Annotated in this window: 11 protein-coding genes; 6 read left to right on the forward strand and 5 right to left on the reverse strand. The window is 60.2% G+C overall.

Features of this window, described 5'->3' with window-relative positions:
* Positions 1-59: 59 nt before the first annotated feature.
* On the forward strand, positions 60-2,270 hold the full coding sequence (gene glyS, locus J2046_RS02915; protein ID WP_210049312.1) for a glycine--tRNA ligase subunit beta: 2,211 nt from the start codon (positions 60-62) through the stop codon (positions 2,268-2,270).
* Positions 2,271-2,335: 65 nt separating this feature from the next.
* Here glyS and J2046_RS02920 read toward each other — a convergent pair whose 3' ends face one another.
* The 4 genes from J2046_RS02920 to J2046_RS02935 all read right to left on the reverse strand — a co-directional run bounded on the left by J2046_RS02920 (position 2,336) and on the right by J2046_RS02935 (position 6,704).
* The gene (locus J2046_RS02920; RefSeq protein WP_210049314.1) at positions 2,336-4,168 is read right to left on the reverse strand and encodes a methyl-accepting chemotaxis protein; all 1,833 of its coding nucleotides are present in this window, start codon (positions 4,166-4,168) and stop codon (positions 2,336-2,338) included.
* A gap of 270 nt (positions 4,169-4,438) precedes the next feature.
* A complete protein-coding gene (locus J2046_RS02925; protein ID WP_210049316.1) occupies positions 4,439-4,939 on the reverse strand; it encodes a plant virulence effector HPE1-like domain-containing protein in 501 nt (166 codons plus the stop codon).
* A gap of 135 nt (positions 4,940-5,074) precedes the next feature.
* Complete coding sequence (gene purD / locus J2046_RS02930; protein WP_210049318.1) at positions 5,075-6,343, reverse strand: phosphoribosylamine--glycine ligase; 1,269 nt, start codon at positions 6,341-6,343, stop codon at positions 5,075-5,077.
* 151 nt (positions 6,344-6,494) lie between these two features.
* The gene (locus J2046_RS02935; RefSeq protein WP_210049320.1) at positions 6,495-6,704 is read right to left on the reverse strand and encodes a hypothetical protein; all 210 of its coding nucleotides are present in this window, start codon (positions 6,702-6,704) and stop codon (positions 6,495-6,497) included.
* Positions 6,705-6,933: 229 nt separating this feature from the next.
* Here J2046_RS02935 and J2046_RS02940 point away from each other — a divergent pair, with 229 nt between their 5' ends.
* From J2046_RS02940 to ubiA, 4 genes are all read left to right on the forward strand, one after another.
* Complete coding sequence (locus J2046_RS02940; RefSeq protein WP_210049346.1) at positions 6,934-9,243, forward strand: Tex family protein; 2,310 nt, start codon at positions 6,934-6,936, stop codon at positions 9,241-9,243.
* 171 nt (positions 9,244-9,414) lie between these two features.
* Complete coding sequence (locus tag J2046_RS02945; protein ID WP_210049349.1) at positions 9,415-10,668, forward strand: SAM-dependent methyltransferase; 1,254 nt, start codon at positions 9,415-9,417, stop codon at positions 10,666-10,668.
* Between the two features lie 99 nt (positions 10,669-10,767).
* Positions 10,768-11,646 (forward strand): class I SAM-dependent methyltransferase, encoded by an 879-nt coding sequence (locus J2046_RS02950; RefSeq protein ID WP_210049351.1) that lies wholly within the window; start codon positions 10,768-10,770, stop codon positions 11,644-11,646.
* Between the two features lie 239 nt (positions 11,647-11,885).
* On the forward strand, positions 11,886-12,836 hold the full coding sequence (gene ubiA / locus J2046_RS02955) for a 4-hydroxybenzoate octaprenyltransferase (RefSeq protein WP_210049353.1): 951 nt from the start codon (positions 11,886-11,888) through the stop codon (positions 12,834-12,836).
* Positions 12,837-12,922: 86 nt separating this feature from the next.
* Here ubiA and J2046_RS02960 read toward each other — a convergent pair whose 3' ends face one another.
* Positions 12,923-13,489 carry a DUF6101 family protein gene (locus J2046_RS02960; protein ID WP_210049355.1) on the reverse strand — a complete coding sequence of 189 codons (567 nt, stop codon included), beginning with the start codon at positions 13,487-13,489 and terminating at the stop codon, positions 12,923-12,925.
* Between the two features lie 298 nt (positions 13,490-13,787).
* Between J2046_RS02960 and J2046_RS02965 the strand changes: the two genes are divergently transcribed.
* Positions 13,788-16,364 (forward strand): DUF1217 domain-containing protein, encoded by a 2,577-nt coding sequence (locus J2046_RS02965; RefSeq protein ID WP_210049357.1) that lies wholly within the window; start codon positions 13,788-13,790, stop codon positions 16,362-16,364.
* The last annotated feature ends 16 nt before the right edge of the window (positions 16,365-16,380 follow it).

The raw sequence follows: 16,380 nt of genomic DNA on the forward strand, positions 1-16,380 counted from the left end.
TGCTAGAGGCTCCCGAATTGCACTTCTTGTGTGAAATTTTGCAACAAAGTTGAAAACCCATGCCCGATCTTCTTCTTGAGCTCAGATCCGAAGAAATTCCTGCCCGCATGCAGCGGAAGGCTGCGGGAGACTTGAAAAAGCTTGTCACCGATGCGCTGGTGGAGGCGGGTCTGACCTATGAGGGCGCGCGCGAATACTGGACGCCGCGCCGCCTGACACTGGATATCCGCGGCCTGACGGCCCGTTCCGCCGACCAGCGCGAGGAACGCAAGGGCCCGCGCACCGACGCGCCGGAAAAGGCGATCGAAGGATTTTTGCGCGGCGCCGGCCTGTCGTCCGTCTCGGAAGCCCAGGTCGCCAGCGACCCGAAGAAGGGCGATTTCTATGTGGCTGTGATCTCCAAGCCGGGCCGTCCGGCGGAAAGAATCATCGCCGATGTCATGCCCGGCATCATCCGCGATTTCCCCTGGCCGAAGTCGATGCGCTGGGGCGCTGCCTCCATGCCGAAGGGCATGCGTTACGCGGGCATCGAGGGGAAGGGTTCGGAAAGCCTGCGCTGGGTGCGCCCGCTGCAGTCGATCGTCTGCGTCTTCGGCCCGGAGCATGAGGAAACGCAGGTCATCCCCTTCGAAATCGACGGGATTGTCGCCGGCAACGTCACCTATGGCCATCGCTTCCATGCGCCGGAAGCGATTACCGTCCGCCGATTCCAGGATTATGTTTCGAGCCTCGAAAAAGCGAAGGTCATGCTCGATGCCGAGCGCCGCAAGGACGTGATCCTGCACGATGCGCGCGATCTCGCCTTTGCCAACGGCCTGGAACTGGTCGAGGACGAGGGCCTGCTGGAAGAGGTTTCCGGTCTCGTCGAATGGCCGCATGTGCTGATGGGCGAGTTCGAGCCCGAATACCTCGAAATCCCCTCGGAGATCATCCGGCTCACCATCAAGACGAACCAGAAGTGTTTCGTCACCCGCCCGCAGGGTGGTGAGAGCCTGTCGAACCGTTTCATCCTCGTATCCAACATCGAGGCGAAGGACGGCGGCAGGGAAATCATCCATGGCAACGGCAAGGTGGTGCGCGCCCGTCTTTCGGACGCAAGGCATTTCTGGACACGCGACCAGGGCGACATGCCAGACCTAGATACGCTGGTGGAATCGGCCAGGAAATTCGACCTGGATCTCAAGAAGCCTCTCGACCAGCGGATGGCGAAGCTCGACGCGCTGAACGTCACCTTCCATGCCAAGCTCGGCACTCAAGGGCAGCGCGTTGCTCGCATCCGAGATCTTGCCGCACAGCTTGCTCCAATCGTCGGCGCCGATGCCGCCCTGGTCGATCGCGCCGCAGTGCTGGTGAAGGCCGATCTACGCACCGAGGCTGTTGGCGAGTTCCCGGAGCTCCAGGGCCTGATGGGCCGCAAATACGCAGCGCTGCAGGGGGAGAATCCCTCTGTCGCCGCCGCGATCGAAGACCACTACAAGCCGCAGGGCCCGACCGATCGGGTGCCGGACGACAAGGTGGCAATCGCCGTGGCTTTGGCCGACAAGCTCGACACTCTTGTCGGCTTCTGGGCGATCGACGAAAAGCCGACCGGCTCCAAGGATCCTTACGCGCTGCGCCGCGCAGCGCTGGGTGTGGTGCGTATACTTTTGGAGCGGAAGGTAAGATTGCCGATATACAAGGCGCTGCTTGAGGCCAATATCGATGCCGCGCTACTCGGTAAGTTGGAACTGGATGTCAATGAGGAAGTCCTCTTCGACCTCCTCTCCTTCTTCCACGACCGCCTGAAAGTCTATCTGCGTGACATGGGCGCGCGGCATGACATCATCGATGCGGTGCTGACGCCGGACGCCGACGATCTCTTGCTGGTCGCGCGCCGCGCTGAAGCGCTGACGGCTTTCGTCACGTCGGAGGATGGCAGGAACCTGCTCGCCGGCACCAAGCGCGCCGTCCAGCTTCTCGCTGCCGAGGAGAAGAAGGGCACGGTCATCGCCGATGGCGTCGCTGACGAGCTTTTGCGGCTCGATGCGGAAAAGGCGCTCTGGGCGGCGATAAAGGTCGCTTCGAAAGATGCAGCGGATGCGATCGCCGGGGAGGACTTCCTCTCGGCCATGGAAGCTCTTTCGAAGCTTCGCGCACCGGTCGACACCTTCTTCGAGGAAGTTCTCGTCAACGACGAGGATGCCGCAATCCGCGCCAATCGTCTGGCGCTTCTGAAGGCGATCCGCGAGGCGACCGGTACGGTCGCCGACTTCTCGAAAATCGTATCGTAGTTCCATAAAAGAAAAACGCCGGGCGTTTACCCGGCGTTTTTCTGTTTCCTGATTACAGCTATCGCTCAGCCTGCCTTGCGCATCTTCTGCGCGGTGTGGTGCAGGCTGCTGCTGCCGTCATTCCCGACGCGGAAGCCGCGGATTAGATTGAGCAGCTCGTCCGTGTCGGTGGCCAGCGCTTCTGCCGAAGCCGTGGTTTCCTCCGCCATGGCGGCATTGTGCTGGGTCGCAGCGTCGAGCTGGTTCAGTGAGGAGGAGATCGAGCGCAGCGTCGTGTCCTGTTCGGATGCCGAATGGGCGATCTTGCCGACGATGTCGCTGGCGGCCTTCACCTGGCTGGAGATGCGCTTCAAGGCTTCGCCAGCCTCGCCTACCAGGCGGACGCCGTTCTGCACCTGGCCGGACGAGCGGGAGATCTGGTCCTTGATCTCCTTGGCGGCGGCGGCGGAACGCTGCGCCAGTTCGCGCACTTCCTGGGCGACGACGGCAAACCCCTTGCCGGAATCGCCGGCGCGAGCGGCCTCGACACCGGCGTTCAGCGCCAGCAGGTTGGTCTGGAAGGCGATGTCGTCGATCACGCCGATGATCTTGGAGATCTCTTCCGACGAGTGCTCGATGCCGCCCATGGCGTCGATCGCCTCGGCGACGATCTGGTCGGAACGGTTGGCTTCCGAGCTGACCGAGGTCACCCGCTGGGCGGCCTCGTGGGCGCCTTCGGCGGTCTGGCGGACGGCGACGGCAAGCTCGTCGAGTGCGGCCGAGGTTTCCTCCAGGTTGGCTGCCTGGCGTTCGGTGCGCTGCGAGAGTTCGTTGGAAGCGCGGCGGATTTCCTCCTTTGATCCGCCGATATCGATGCCCTTGGCATTGACCTTGGCCATGGCGGCTTCGAGATGCAGGATCGCCTCGTTGAAGTTGTGGCGAAGCGTTTCATATCGCGGGCCGAGATCGCCGCAGCGGATGGTGAGGTCGCCGGTGGCAAGCGATTCCAGCGCTTCGCCGATGGTGGAGACGACGCGGGCCTGCATCACGGCTTCCTGCTGCTGCATGTCGAGGTTTTGCTGGCGCTCGCGATCGAGTTCCTGCTTTTGCTGCTCCTCGCGCGCGGCCATGGCATGGCGCTCACGGATCTTCTCCTGAAGCTCCTGCGTCGCCTTGGCCATCATGCCGACTTCATTCGCCATGTCCGTATGCGGAACCTTGATGGCGACGTCCTCGTCGGCAACGGCTTCGAGCGCTGTGTGAACCGCGCCCAGCGGGCGAGTGATGTTGCGGATGACGAAGAATGCTAGGATCATCGCAATGATGACGGCGACAAGCCCCGCGACGGCAACTTCGGCGATCGCCTTGTTGATCTTCGCGTCGAGATCGTCGATGTAGACACCCGTCGCAACGACGATCTGCCACGGCTCGAAAGCCTTGGAATAGACGGCCTTCTTGTAAACCTCATTGGCCGGCTTGCCGGGTTTTTCCCAATAATAGGTGGTGATACCGCCACCGGCGCGGCCATGGGCGACGATCTCCTCACGGAAGAGATTGCCCATCTTGTCCGGCTGGCCTTTCTGGTTCACGCCGACCAGTTTCGGGTTGTAGTGAAACTGCGTAACCGTGTCGTAGTTCATGCCGAAGATGTAGCCTGCGGGCTCGAACTTGATTCCTGCTGCGGTTGCATAAGCCAGGCGCTGTGCCTCTTCATGCGTCAGCTTGCCGGCTTTTTCCTGCTCGTAATAGGATTGCAGGATCGAGGTTGCCGATTCCACCTGCGTGCGAAGCATGTCGTAGCGCTCCGCGTAGATCGATGCGATCGACGTGCGCACCTGATAATAAGTCACGGCCGCGAACGCGACCATGATCGCCACTATCAGCAGCAAAAGCTGCTGGGATATCTTGAGGTTCTTCATGTTCCACTCTTTGGCAGCCGAAATCTCCCGGTGGAGCCGGCAAAATGAGGTTGACTTTGGGGAGGGCGCGTCCTGCGCCGTAACGTGCTGCATGCACTGCTCGGAAAGACAGTGATGCCGAAAATTTGAATAAAAATTTAATTATGGGAAGCTTGACAGCTTAGAATGATAATAAATTAGCCAAATCGGTTTCAGTGAGGCATTAAATTCGCGTTAATCGCGAATTGTAACTCTTCGCATGTTACGCAGATTGTAAATATTATCGGATGCTTATTCGATCGGCCGCAGCCGCAGTTCCAGTTCATTGAAGGCAGCCGCCACGGATACGGCGGAGGCTTGAACCTGTTCAGTAGTCCCGTCGGTTGCGACAGCGCTTGTGGTGGCATCGAGATCGATGCCATCGAGCGTTGCTATCCCCGTCTCTGTCGAGCCGTCCGTCGTCGGATGAAGTTCGGCAATGGCACTGTCTGTGGCCATCCAGTCGGGCAGCTTGCTGATGTAGATGACGGGCGAGCCGCCGAACCACGCTTCGGTACGGACGAGCTTTTTCTCACCGTTGATGTCGATGATTTCCGTTTTCTGGATGCCATTGGCCAGTTCCGGCACCTTGTAGGTGGATTCGTTCGCTCTCGGCTTGGGGACCGGGCAGTCGGTGCACCGTTTTTCGACAATGCTGGCGCCGGAGGGATTTGCTCCGCTGATTGTCGTGATGGAAGACGCGAAGGCCGCACCGCTTGCAAGCACAAGAGCCGTAGTCAGAACGAGACGCATAACCGGAACCCTTTTCTAGGTCCGGAAAAGGTAGCGTCGTTTCGTTTCCATCTCGTCAGGATAGTCGGTAAATTTTGAATGAATCGGAGGGCGCAGCGCCTGGTTCTGTTTGCGCTCGATGGCGCGCCAGCCCCCTTAGTTCTCGCGCGCAACGGCGCGCCAGCCAATGTCGCGGCGGCAGAAGCCGTTTTCCCATTTCACGTTGTCGATGAGCGCATAGGCCCGGGTCTTCGCCTCCGCGACCGTTTTTCCGGTGGCCGTCACGTTGAGCACGCGGCCGCCGGTTGCCACGAGTGCGCCATCCTTCATCGCAGTGCCCGCATGGAAGATCTTCTCGCCAACCGATGTTTCCGGCAGGAGCGCGATCGGCGTGCCCTTGTCGTAGGAGCCGGGATAGCCCTTCGAGGCCATCACTACAGTCAGCGCCACGTCGTCGCTCCATTCGGCCGAAATCTGGTCGAGCGTTCCGGTCGCGGCGGCGTGAAGCAGGTCGAGCAGATCGCTCTTCAGCCGCATCATCAGCACCTGGCATTCCGGGTCGCCGAAGCGGACGTTGTATTCGATGAGCTCCGGCCCCTTGGCGGTGATCATCAGTCCGGCAAAGAAGACGCCGGTGAAGGGATAGCCGCTGTCCGACATGCCGCGGATGGTCGGCTCGATGATCTCCTTCATGGTGCGGGAGACCATGTCGGGCGTCATCACCGGCGCCGGCGAATAGGCGCCCATGCCGCCGGTATTCGGCCCGGTATCGCCGTCGCCGACCCGCTTGTGGTCCTGGGCGGTGGCGAGCGCCAATGCGGTCTTGCCGTCGGACAGACAGAAGAAGCTTGCCTCCTCGCCGTCGAGATAGGCTTCCACCACCACTTCCGCACCGGCTGTGCCGAAAGCGCCGTCGAAACAGTCGTCGACCGCGGCAAGCGCCTCTTCGAGCGTCATGGCGACGGTGACGCCCTTGCCTGCCGCCAGGCCGTCCGCCTTCACCACGATCGGCGCACCCCGTTCCTTCACATAGGCCCTGGCTTCCGCCGCGTTCGAAAAGCGGCGATAGGCACCGGTCGGGATATCGTAGCGGGCGCAGAGATCCTTGGTGAAGCCCTTGGAACCTTCGAGCTGAGCTGCCGCAGCGGAAGGCCCGAAAACGGCGATGTTCCTTGCGCGCAAATCATCGGCAATGCCGGCAACCAGCGGCGCTTCCGGTCCGACGACGACGAGGTCGATCGCCTTGTCGAGACAGAAAGCGGCGACCGCCTGGTGGTCATCGATGTTGAGGCCCACGAGTTCGGCATGTTCGGCAATGCCGGGATTGCCGGGTGCCGCATAGAGCTTGCCGAGTTTCGGCGACTGGGCAAGCTTCCATGCGAGCGCATGCTCGCGTCCGCCCGAACCGATCAAGAGAACCTTCATGCCTCATCCTCGTCTCTGCCTGGAGAAGTATGCATCCGGGCGGTTAAGGGGAGGGAGGGGAAAGGTCAAGGGCCACAGCCGATAATGGTGCTCTTGTCTGCCGGTCGGCTGCCAGGTCATACAAGAGCGCCATCGTAATGCGACAAGGATTCTACACTTCGTTCCGGCGGGCGCTTTCACTTCGTCGGATATTCAGCACGGCCTGGAAGAGTGTCCTGTTCCGGTAGGCCAGAAAAGGCACTGGTTCATTCCTTGAGCACGCGCCGTCCAGCTTTTGATTGAGATAGCAGATGATGGCCTCCAGTTCTTCAGTCGTAACCGTCGTATCGGACGCCAAAATCCTCGCTGCTTCCTTGGGCATTCATACCTCCATTCTTGGCCGCATCATGCGGCGAATCAGAATCTAAATGCCCATCGGCGGGAGGTGAGAGCCATCATTTCTTATCCACAGAGCCTTGGTTAGCAGATATTCAAGTCCGTCCCGTTCCGGCACATGGCTCGCCGGCAAGCTGTGGACCCTGCCGCGTCTCGTGTTGCCTTGCCACAAACTTTCACTATGGTCGCGCCTCCGATTTCGAAAGGGAACAGTCATGGCCGCCGATATCCGAAACCTTGCCGCCGCGATCGCCACGGAAATCAATGCCCGCCCGGAACAGGCGGCCGCGGCGATCGGCCTGATCGACGAGGGTGCCACGGTTCCTTTCATCGCGCGTTATCGCAAAGAGGTTACAGGCGGACTGGACGACACGCAGCTTCGACTCCTCTCCGAGCGGCTGGTCTATCTCCGCGAGCTGGAAGCCCGCCGGACGTCGATCGTCGAGTCGATCAACGGCCAGGGCAAGATGACGGACGAGCTTGCTGCGAAAATCGCCCGGACCACGACCAAGGCGGAACTGGAAGACCTCTATCTTCCCTACAAGCCGAAGCGCCGCACGCGCGCAGAGATCGCTCGTGAGCGCGGGCTTGGGCCGCTCGCCGACGCGATCTGGGCCGATCGTACCGCCGAGCCGACCAGGCTGGCGGATGCCTATGTCACGGGCGAGGTAACCGATGTAAAGACGGCGCTGGATGGCGCCCGCGACATCGTCGCCGAGACGATTTCCGAAAATGCCGACCTGCTCGGCAAGCTGCGCCAGCATATGCGTGCCGGTGCGGTGCTCAAGGCAAAGGTGGTCGACGGAAAGCAGGAGGCCGGAGCCAAGTTCGCAGACTATTTCGACCATTCCGAACGCTGGGCGACGGTGCCGGGGCACCGGGCGCTCGCCATGCTGCGTGGCTGGAACGAGGAAGTGCTGACGCTGACGATCGAGGTGGATCAGGACGACTCGTCACCGGTGAAGCCTGCGCAGCGCATCGTGGCTGCTGCCTTCGACATCCGTGAAAGGGGGGCAGCGGATCGCTGGCTGATGGATGTTGCAGGCTGGACCTGGCGCGTCAAGCTTTCGGTCTCGCTGTCGCTGGACCTGATGCGGGAACTGCGCGAGCGCGCCGAGGAGGAGGCGATCCACGTCTTCGCCCGAAACCTCAAGGACCTGTTGCTTGCCGCCCCCGCTGGCTCTCGCGCCACGATGGGCCTCGATCCGGGCATCCGCACGGGCGTCAAGGTTGCGATCGTCGACGGCACCGGCAAACTGCTCGACACGACGACTGTTTATCCCTTCCCGCCGAAGAACGATGTCCGCGGCACCCAGGCGGAACTCGCGGCACTCATCCGCAAGCACAATGTCGAACTGATCGCTATCGGCAACGGCACCGGCAGCCGCGAGACGGAAAAACTGGTGACCGACATGCTGGCGAACCTGCCGGCGTCTCCCTCGGGAACCAGGCCGACCAAGGTGATCGTCTCGGAAGCTGGCGCTTCGGTCTATTCGGCATCCGAGACAGCCGCCGCGGAATTCCCGCAGCTCGATGTTTCCCTGCGCGGTGCCGTCTCCATCGCCCGCCGCCTTCAGGATCCGCTCGCCGAACTCGTCAAGATCGAACCGAAATCGATCGGCGTCGGCCAGTACCAGCACGATGTCGACCAGACGAAGCTGTCGCGCTCACTGGACGCGGTGGTCGAAGACGCGGTGAACGCCGTCGGCGTAGACTTGAACACAGCGTCCGCGCCGCTGCTTGCGCGCGTTTCCGGTCTTAGTCGCTCGATTGCAGAATCGATCGTCGTGCACCGTGATCAGAACGGACCGTTCGGAAGCCGCAAGGACCTGCTGAAGGTCGCCCGCCTCGGGAACCGCACCTTCCAGCAGGCGGCGGGCTTCCTGCGCATCCCGAACGGCAAGGAGCCACTCGATGCCTCTGCCGTCCATCCGGAAGCCTATGGCGTCGCCAAGAAGATCGTGGCCGCCTGCGGCCGCGACCTGCGTTCGCTGATGGGCGACAGCGCGACGTTGAAAGGGCTCGACCCGCGCAGGTTCATTGACGAGCAGTTCGGTCTGCCGACGGTGAAGGACATCATTGCCGAGCTCGAAAAGCCGGGCCGGGACCCGCGCCCGAGCTTCAAGACGGCCACCTTCGCGGAAGGGGTCAACGAGATCGGGGACCTTCGGCCTGGCATGATGCTGGAAGGTACCGTGACCAACGTGGCCGCTTTCGGCGCCTTCGTGGATATCGGCGTTCACCAGGACGGGCTGGTGCACGTCTCCCAACTCGCGGACAGGTTCGTCAAGGACCCGCATGAAGTGGTCAAGGCCGGCGACGTGGTGAAGGTCCGGGTCGTGGAAGTCGACGTGAAGCGCAAGCGAATCGGATTGACCATGCGCAAGGACGGCGGCGAGGCGGCGTCAGCGCCGCGCGGTGAAGACCGCAGCAGGCCGCTCAGCCAGAAGTTTGCGAAGACGGAAAAGCCATCCTCACAGGGCGCGTTCGGCGCCGCACTCGCGGAAGCTTTGAAACGCAGGTAATTTTCGGCTGCTTTTTAAAAATTTCCACCATAAGATGCAGGTTGTCAGACATGGGTTTGACGGCCTGTTTTTTTGTGTCATTTTCATGGCGGGAATGTGCTTGAAAGTCACAGAGAAATTATTAGATTTTCGATTTAGTAAGGCAGCCTTAGTATCTATGGAGGTGGGTCCATGGCCTCGTCCCTTCACAATCTCCTCAACAAAATCATCAAGACCGGCACCCTGACCGTTCGCGGGTCGGGTGGCGAGCAGCGCTACGGCGGAGGAGGAGGCAGGGCAGTAACCATCCGCTTTGTGGACGAAGCGGCGGAACGGGAACTTGTGAACGATCCGCAACTCAAGCTCGGCGAACTCTATATGGATGGCCGGCTACGCGTCGAAGAGGGCGATATCTACGAGTTCCTCGCGCTCATCAAGGACAATACGTTGCGCGAGGGCCTGACCTTCGGGATGATCCTGCGTGGCGTTGCGCGGATGGTGGCATCGCAGTTCCGCAACCGCGTGCCGGTCAACCACAACCGGCGGAACGTCGCTCATCATTATGATCTGGACGAAAGGCTGTTCTCGCTGTTTCTGGACGAGGACTGGCAGTATTCCTGTGCCTATTTCAATCCGCCGGGTGTTTCGCTGGATGAGGCGCAGATAGCCAAGAAGCGCCATATCGTTGCGAAACTGCTTGCCGAGCCCGGCCAACGGGCGCTGGAAATCGGTTCGGGCTGGGGTGGCATGGCCATGTACCTCGCCGAATCATCAGGCGTCGATGTCACCGGCATCACGCTGTCGACGGAACAGCTCAAGATCTCCCGCGAGCGCGCCGCCAAGCGCGGACTTGCCAACAGCGTCCGCTTCGAATTGCAGGACTACTACTATCTGCCGCCGCGCAAATACGACCGCATCGTCTCCGTCGGCATGTTCGAACATGTGGGCCGGCTGAACTATCGCAAGTTCTTCAACAAGGTGAACGATGTGCTGGCCGACGACGGAGTCATGGTGCTGCATTCGATCGGCCAGCCCTATCCGGCGATCTACAACAATCCCTGGATCGAGAAATACATCTTCCCGGGCGGTTACATTCCCTCGATAGCCGAGATGATGCCGGCTGTCGAAAGGGCGGGCCTGCTCGTCTCCGACATCGAAATCTTGCCGATGCACTATGCCTATACGCTGCGCCACTGGCGTGAGCGTTTCATGGCGAACAAGGAGAAGGCGGCCGCCATCTACGACGAGCGATTCGTGCGCATGTGGGAGTTCTATCTCGCCGGTTCGGAAATGGCCTTCACCCACGAAAACTTCTTCATCTTCCAGATGCAGATCGTCAAGAAGCGCACCTCCGTTCCCGACAACCGCAACTATATCTACGAGCGCGAGGCGGAATTGAAGGCTTTCGAACAGCGCCGCGTGCCGCTCGACAGGATCGCGGTCTGACAGGCGAGCCGCGTGCGTTAACCCTCTGCGCAACTCGCGCGCCGGGAAGGGCGAGGTTGTGATATTTCGATCTCAGCGATGACCGCTGGGAACGAGCCGATGCAGTACGTATTGCGCAACACATTGATGCAGACCCTGGGTTTTGGCGTTCTGACGCTTGTCTGGATCAAACACCGGCTTCAGGGCTACACCAAGCCGAACACCGTCGCCGACGAGAACTGGGAAGGCCGCCACGCCTATGTACAGGATGTGGTGGAGTCCTGGAGCCGCTTCATGCCGGATGGCGTAGGGTTTAAGGGGCGTGACATCCTGGAGCTGGGACCCGGCTCCTCGCTTGGAACGGGAGCGCTCTTGCTGGCGCATGGCGCACAGTCCTATCTGGCGGTCGATGCTTTTCGTCTCACGGGCAATGAGCATGCGGCCTTTTTCGCCGACGCGATCGATCGGTTTCCGGGCGATTTGACGGATGAGGACGTAGAGCGCGCCAAGGCTTTGACGGCGAGGCGGTCAAACCAGTTCGATTACCAGGTGGAGGCCGGTTTCGATATTCCTAAGCTTGCCGGCGGTAGGAAATTCGACCTGATCCTCAGCTGCGCGGCGTTCGAGCATTTTGACGATATCGACCGGACCATAGCCGACATCAGCAAGGTTGCCCGGCCTGGCTGCGTCAGCCTTCATATCGTCGATTTCCAGACCCATTCGCGCTGGATTCGTGATAGCGATCCGAACAATATCTACCGGTTTCCCGAGCGGCTTTACAGACTGCTGTCCTTCCCCGGTCAACCGAACCGCAAGCGCCCCGCCGACTATAAGCGCGCCTTTGAGGCGAACGGCTGGACGAATGTGCGGGTCGTGCCCGCGGTCTCCATCGCGGAGAACCTGATCGGTCCGTCGCTGAGCGGCCTTGCTAGGCCGTTCGATCGGTCTGACATGGATATGGCGATGCTGAACGGCGTCGTCATCGCCACCCGCGCGTGATCTCACCGGTTCGGAAACGGCCTTCACCCACGAAAGCTTCTTCATCTTCCAGGTGCAGATCGTCAAGAAGCGCACCGCCGTTCCCGACAATTGGAACTATATCTACGAGCGCGAGGCGGAGCTGAAGGCCTTCGAACAGCGCCGCGTGCCGCTCGACAGGGTCGCGGTTTGAATGGTCGGGAAGCGGGGCGTTTCGGCCCCGCTTGACCACCGGCTCCGGCGGGCGCTAGAACCTCGGCATGACGAATGCCGACGATTTTGCGGGCCGCGTGGCAGACGCCCCTTCCGACAACTGGGTCTACCGGGTTCTGCCACGACCGGCCTGGCCTTATGCGCAGCTTGCCCGTTGGGACCGGCCGATCGGCTGGCAGCTCCTCATGTGGCCGTGCTTCTGGTCGGCGGCGCTCGCGGCCAATGCCGCGAAGGACGAGGGGATGTTTTCCCTCGGGCTTTTTATTTTCCACCTGATCCTGTTCTTTATTGGCGCAGTCGCCATGCGCGGTGCCGGCTGCACCTATAACGATCTTGTCGATCACAATATCGATATGGAGGTGGCGCGTACCCGATCGCGCCCTCTGCCGTCTGGCCGTGTGTCTCGTTTTGAGGCCAAGGTGTTTCTGGCAGTGCAGGCACTTGTCGGTCTTCTGGTGCTGATTCAGTTCAACGCCTTTACGATCGTGCTTGGCATCCTGTCGCTCGCCGTGGTGGCGGTCTATCCCTTCGCCAAGCGCTTCACCGACTGGCCGCAATTCTTCCTGGGGCTTGCCTTTTCCTGGGGCGCGCTGATGGGCTGGGCCGGCGTCTTCGGCAGTCTCTCCTGGGCGCCTCTCTGGCTTTATCTTGCCGCCATCTCCTGGACGATCGGCTATGATACGATCTATGCCCATCAGGACAAGGAGGACGATGCGCTGATCGGCGTACGCTCGACGGCACGCCTCTTCGGCGAGGATACCAAGCGCTGGCTCATCGGCCTTTACGGCTTCACGCTGCTCTTCCTGATCTTTGCCTTCGCCGCAGCCGGCGTCGGGTTCTTCGCCTATCTCGGCCTTCTCGCCGCGGCGATCATGTTCGCCTGGCAGGTGCTGATTCTCGACATCGACAATGCCGAACAGTGCCTGAGACTTTTCAAGTTCAACCACCACGTCGGCACGACCCTGTTCCTGGGCCTTGTCCTGTCGCTTGCCGTTTAATCTTCAAGAGGAAAGAAGCCCGACCGGCTGAGGGTCAGGCTTCTTTCTTATCGCGAGCGGCGGAGGCCAAAGGGACAAACAAGGCCTCAGCGGCGCGCAATGATCTCCTTGCCTTCGATCTTCATCGTCACACCCAGGCTTCCGGTGGTCCGGCGGACCAGGAAACGGGGCCTGCGGCCGGCAAAATAGGAATGGCGGCGGCGCGCAGCCGTGCCGTTCGAGCGCACGTCGCCGATATGGTTTTCGAGCGGGCGGGCAATGCCGTCGGCTTCCACCATCAGCATCGGGATGCGGAAAGCATCCGACCAGCTCCGCCAGTCGGCGGCGATGTCGCAGAGGTCGTGGGCGACCAGAAGCGGGATGCAGAGATCCTGATCTTCGTGATGGAGTTCCAGTGTGACGGTCACTTCGCCGTCACCGTGGTCGATGGCACGCGCGGCGACACCCTTGAACGCGCGGGCGGGGAGAGCGAAGGAGAGCGGCAGGCCGCTCGACGGCAGGATCTTGCGCAGCACGGCGCCGCGCTCGTCGATGGTGATAGTGACATCTCCTGATGTCTCGCGCAGCGCATAGGTAACCTGCTGCGGGAAACGAGACGGATCGAGCCTCAATGTCGACCCTGCCCAGATGGGCTTCAGAACAGTGTTGGTCATCGGTATGCTACCCTTGTTTTACCTGAGAGCCGTTGCCGGTTTCTCTGCGGGACTTTTGTCCTCTGCAGTCGGAGCATAGGGCGGGCATGTTCGAGACTGCTTAAAAATCGCGGTTAAGGAAACTTTGCCTGCCTGAATGGTTAGCGAAAGCGCACCCCTTTGGGTTTCCGGAAAGTGAATCGCAGAAATTGTACAGGCGCGGGACAGAAGAGATTGTCGGGCGGAAGCTTGAAAAGCCACGGGCAAGGCTATCCTGCAATGCTTGCGGCAGCATCATTCCGACTCGCGGGGCCTGTCCATGGTATCGACCTATCTGACTTTCGATCTCGTCAATCGCGATCTCCAGAAAAGCCTGAAGCAGGTTGCCAACCAGACCACCGTGGCCAACGATACGAAATACTACCAGGAAAACATCGGCAAGATAAAAACGGTCGATGAATTCCTAGACAACTATCGGCTCTATTCCTACGCCATGACCGCCTACGGTCTGGATGAGATGATCTATGCCAAGGCCTTCATGAAGCAGGTCCTGGAAAGTGATCTCAGCGACGATAACAGCTTCGCCAACCGCCTCACCGACGATCGGTACAAGAATTTCGCCGCTGCATTCAACTTCGGTTCGTCCGACTCGGATGTCGCTGTCGCCCAATCCGACGGCCAGATGGAAGAGCTCTTCGATACCTATGATCAGACGATCGCCTCGCAGTCGGACAAGATCGAGGAAGACACGCGATATTTCCAGGTGATGCTCGGGACGACCGGCAACGTCAAGAATGTCGATGAATTCCTGAGGAATGACCGGCTGCGCGAATATATGTTCACGGCCTATGGCATCGATGGGAAATACTACAATTACACTGCCATCCGCGGCGTGCTGACCAGCGATCCCGACGATCCGAACAGCTACTACAATACCGCCTACGGCAACCGGCTGGAACAGTACACTGCCGCCAAAACCGAAGACAGCGAATTGGCGGAACGGGAAGGGATTCTCGAACTCCAGGACTCGATTGCGTTGGGGGAGCAGTTGAAGGCCGATCTTGAGGCCCAGATCGCCGCCAAGCAGGAGGAGTTGGACAATGGTGGTGATCCCGATGTTCTGCAGCCTGAGATCGACGCTTTGCAGACGCAACTGACCGAGACGGAGGCGCTGATCGCAAAGGATCAGGCCAGTTTCGAAGAGCAGCAGCCCCGCCTCGCTGAATTGAATGCCAAGCTGGTTCCCGTCGAGCAGTCGGCCCAGCGGCGCGCCGAACTGGCGAAGATCATCAACGGCACAAAGTCTGATGCCGCCTACCTGGAAGTGATGAAATCCCTCGCTGAGGACTTCCAGTTCAATGCTGACGGTACCGTCCCGGCCGACGGCGCCGTAACGGCGGAAAAGCTGCAGGAAATCGTGGGCGGCTATTTCAACAAGCAGACGCAGGTGACGCATGCTGAAGCGATGTTCAATCAGGAACTCTTCGAGCAGAAGATCGCAACGGCGACGAACGTCACCGATCTGATAGACGATCCGCGGATCCTGCAGTACATAAAATCGGCCTTCGATCTGAACGAGAGCTATATCGTTAAATCGACGATCGACCAGATTCTGACCAGCGATCTCGACGATCCCGACAGCTACGCCAATGTCTACGGCAAGGACCGGCCGCAATACCTGGAGCTGGCGAAAGCCTTCAATTTCAATACGGACGGGACGGTTGCGGCCGGTGAAGCCCAGACCGCCCAGCAGACCAGCAAGACCAGCAGCAACTATTTCAGCCGCTGGGATGACAAGCAGGAAGAGGATCTTGCAAAGACGATCAGGTTCTACAAGCTGGATCTTGCGGCCATCGAAACGCTTGACGATTTCCTGAGCAGCGACGCGCAGACCAGTTATGAGTTCGCCCTGGAAGCAGTCGGCCTCGACCCCTCTTCCGTCTCGAAATTGACGATCAAATACGCATTGAAGAGCGACCTCTCCGATCCGGACAGCTATATCTACAAGCTGAAGGACGAGCGCTTCATCACGCTCGCGAAGCTGTTCAACTTCAGTAAGGACGGCGATGTGACTGCGCCGGTGCTTGCCCAGTCGAATTCGGCGATCACCAATGTCGCCAGGGACTATATCCTGCGCAAGACCCGCTTCCTTGAGGGCGACGAGCTGGAAGCTGCCAAGAAGAAGGCCGAGGAAGAAACGAAATACTATACCGAAACCATGCAGCGCATCGACAGCCGCAATGAACTGCTGGCAGACCGCAAGCTGCTCGATATCCTCCTGACCTCGAAAGGCATAGACCCTTCGACGGTGACGAACGACTTCCTGAAACAGGCCTTCGCTTCCGACCTGAATGACCCTAACAGTTTCGTCAACGCGCAGGCGGACAAGAGATTTGCCCAGATCGTCGGCACCTTCAACTTCGATGCCAAGGGCGATATCGACCGAAGCGCTGCCGGCAAGGCCCAGAACGGCGGCGAGATCGCGGCGACCGAGAGCAACTATGTGCGGCAGCTACTTGAAACTCAGGAGGGTGAGGAAAATGCAGGTGTCCGCCTTGCGCTCTATTTCCAGCGCATGGCCGACACCATCACCGATCCCTATGTCATCCTCGGCGATGAGGCGCTGATGGAGTTCTTCCGTATCACCTTCAGCCTGCCGGAGGAGATCGGCAATATGGACGTCGATCAGCAGGCGAAGCTGGTCGAGAAGAAACTCGATCTCGAGGATTTGTCCGACCCGGAAAAGCTCGACAAGCTGATCAGGCGGTTCACCGTCATGTACGATATCGAGAGCAACGCCACGACGACCGCGTCGGCGGCCAATATTCTCAGCGGCAGTTCGGCCGGTATCAGCGCGGACACTCTCTGGGCACTGTCTCAGATCAGGATGGGCTGAGGGCGGTTCTGGTTCG

Origin of the sequence: Neorhizobium petrolearium, from assembly GCF_017873175.1 — a bacterium.
GTDB lineage: Bacteria > Pseudomonadota > Alphaproteobacteria > Rhizobiales > Rhizobiaceae > Neorhizobium > Neorhizobium petrolearium.

What these genes read in the sequence shown, in the direction of transcription:
- J2046_RS02925 (WP_210049316.1), bottom strand. Translation starts at nt 4,939, where the DNA reads ATGCGTCTCGTTCTGACTACGGCTCTTGTGCTTGCAAGCGGTGCGGCC.
- J2046_RS02960 (WP_210049355.1), bottom strand. Translation starts at nt 13,489, where the DNA reads ATGACCAACACTGTTCTGAAGCCCATCTGGGCAGGGTCGACATTGAGG.
- J2046_RS02920 (WP_210049314.1), bottom strand. Translation starts at nt 4,168, where the DNA reads ATGAAGAACCTCAAGATATCCCAGCAGCTTTTGCTGCTGATAGTGGCG.
- J2046_RS02950 (WP_210049351.1), top strand. Translation starts at nt 10,768, where the DNA reads ATGCAGTACGTATTGCGCAACACATTGATGCAGACCCTGGGTTTTGGC.
- J2046_RS02940 (WP_210049346.1), top strand. Translation starts at nt 6,934, where the DNA reads ATGGCCGCCGATATCCGAAACCTTGCCGCCGCGATCGCCACGGAAATC.
- purD (WP_210049318.1), bottom strand. Translation starts at nt 6,343, where the DNA reads ATGAAGGTTCTCTTGATCGGTTCGGGCGGACGCGAGCATGCGCTCGCA.
- J2046_RS02935 (WP_210049320.1), bottom strand. Translation starts at nt 6,704, where the DNA reads ATGCCCAAGGAAGCAGCGAGGATTTTGGCGTCCGATACGACGGTTACG.
- ubiA (WP_210049353.1), top strand. Translation starts at nt 11,886, where the DNA reads ATGACGAATGCCGACGATTTTGCGGGCCGCGTGGCAGACGCCCCTTCC.
- J2046_RS02965 (WP_210049357.1), top strand. Translation starts at nt 13,788, where the DNA reads ATGGTATCGACCTATCTGACTTTCGATCTCGTCAATCGCGATCTCCAG.
- glyS (WP_210049312.1), top strand. Translation starts at nt 60, where the DNA reads ATGCCCGATCTTCTTCTTGAGCTCAGATCCGAAGAAATTCCTGCCCGC.
- J2046_RS02945 (WP_210049349.1), top strand. Translation starts at nt 9,415, where the DNA reads ATGGCCTCGTCCCTTCACAATCTCCTCAACAAAATCATCAAGACCGGC.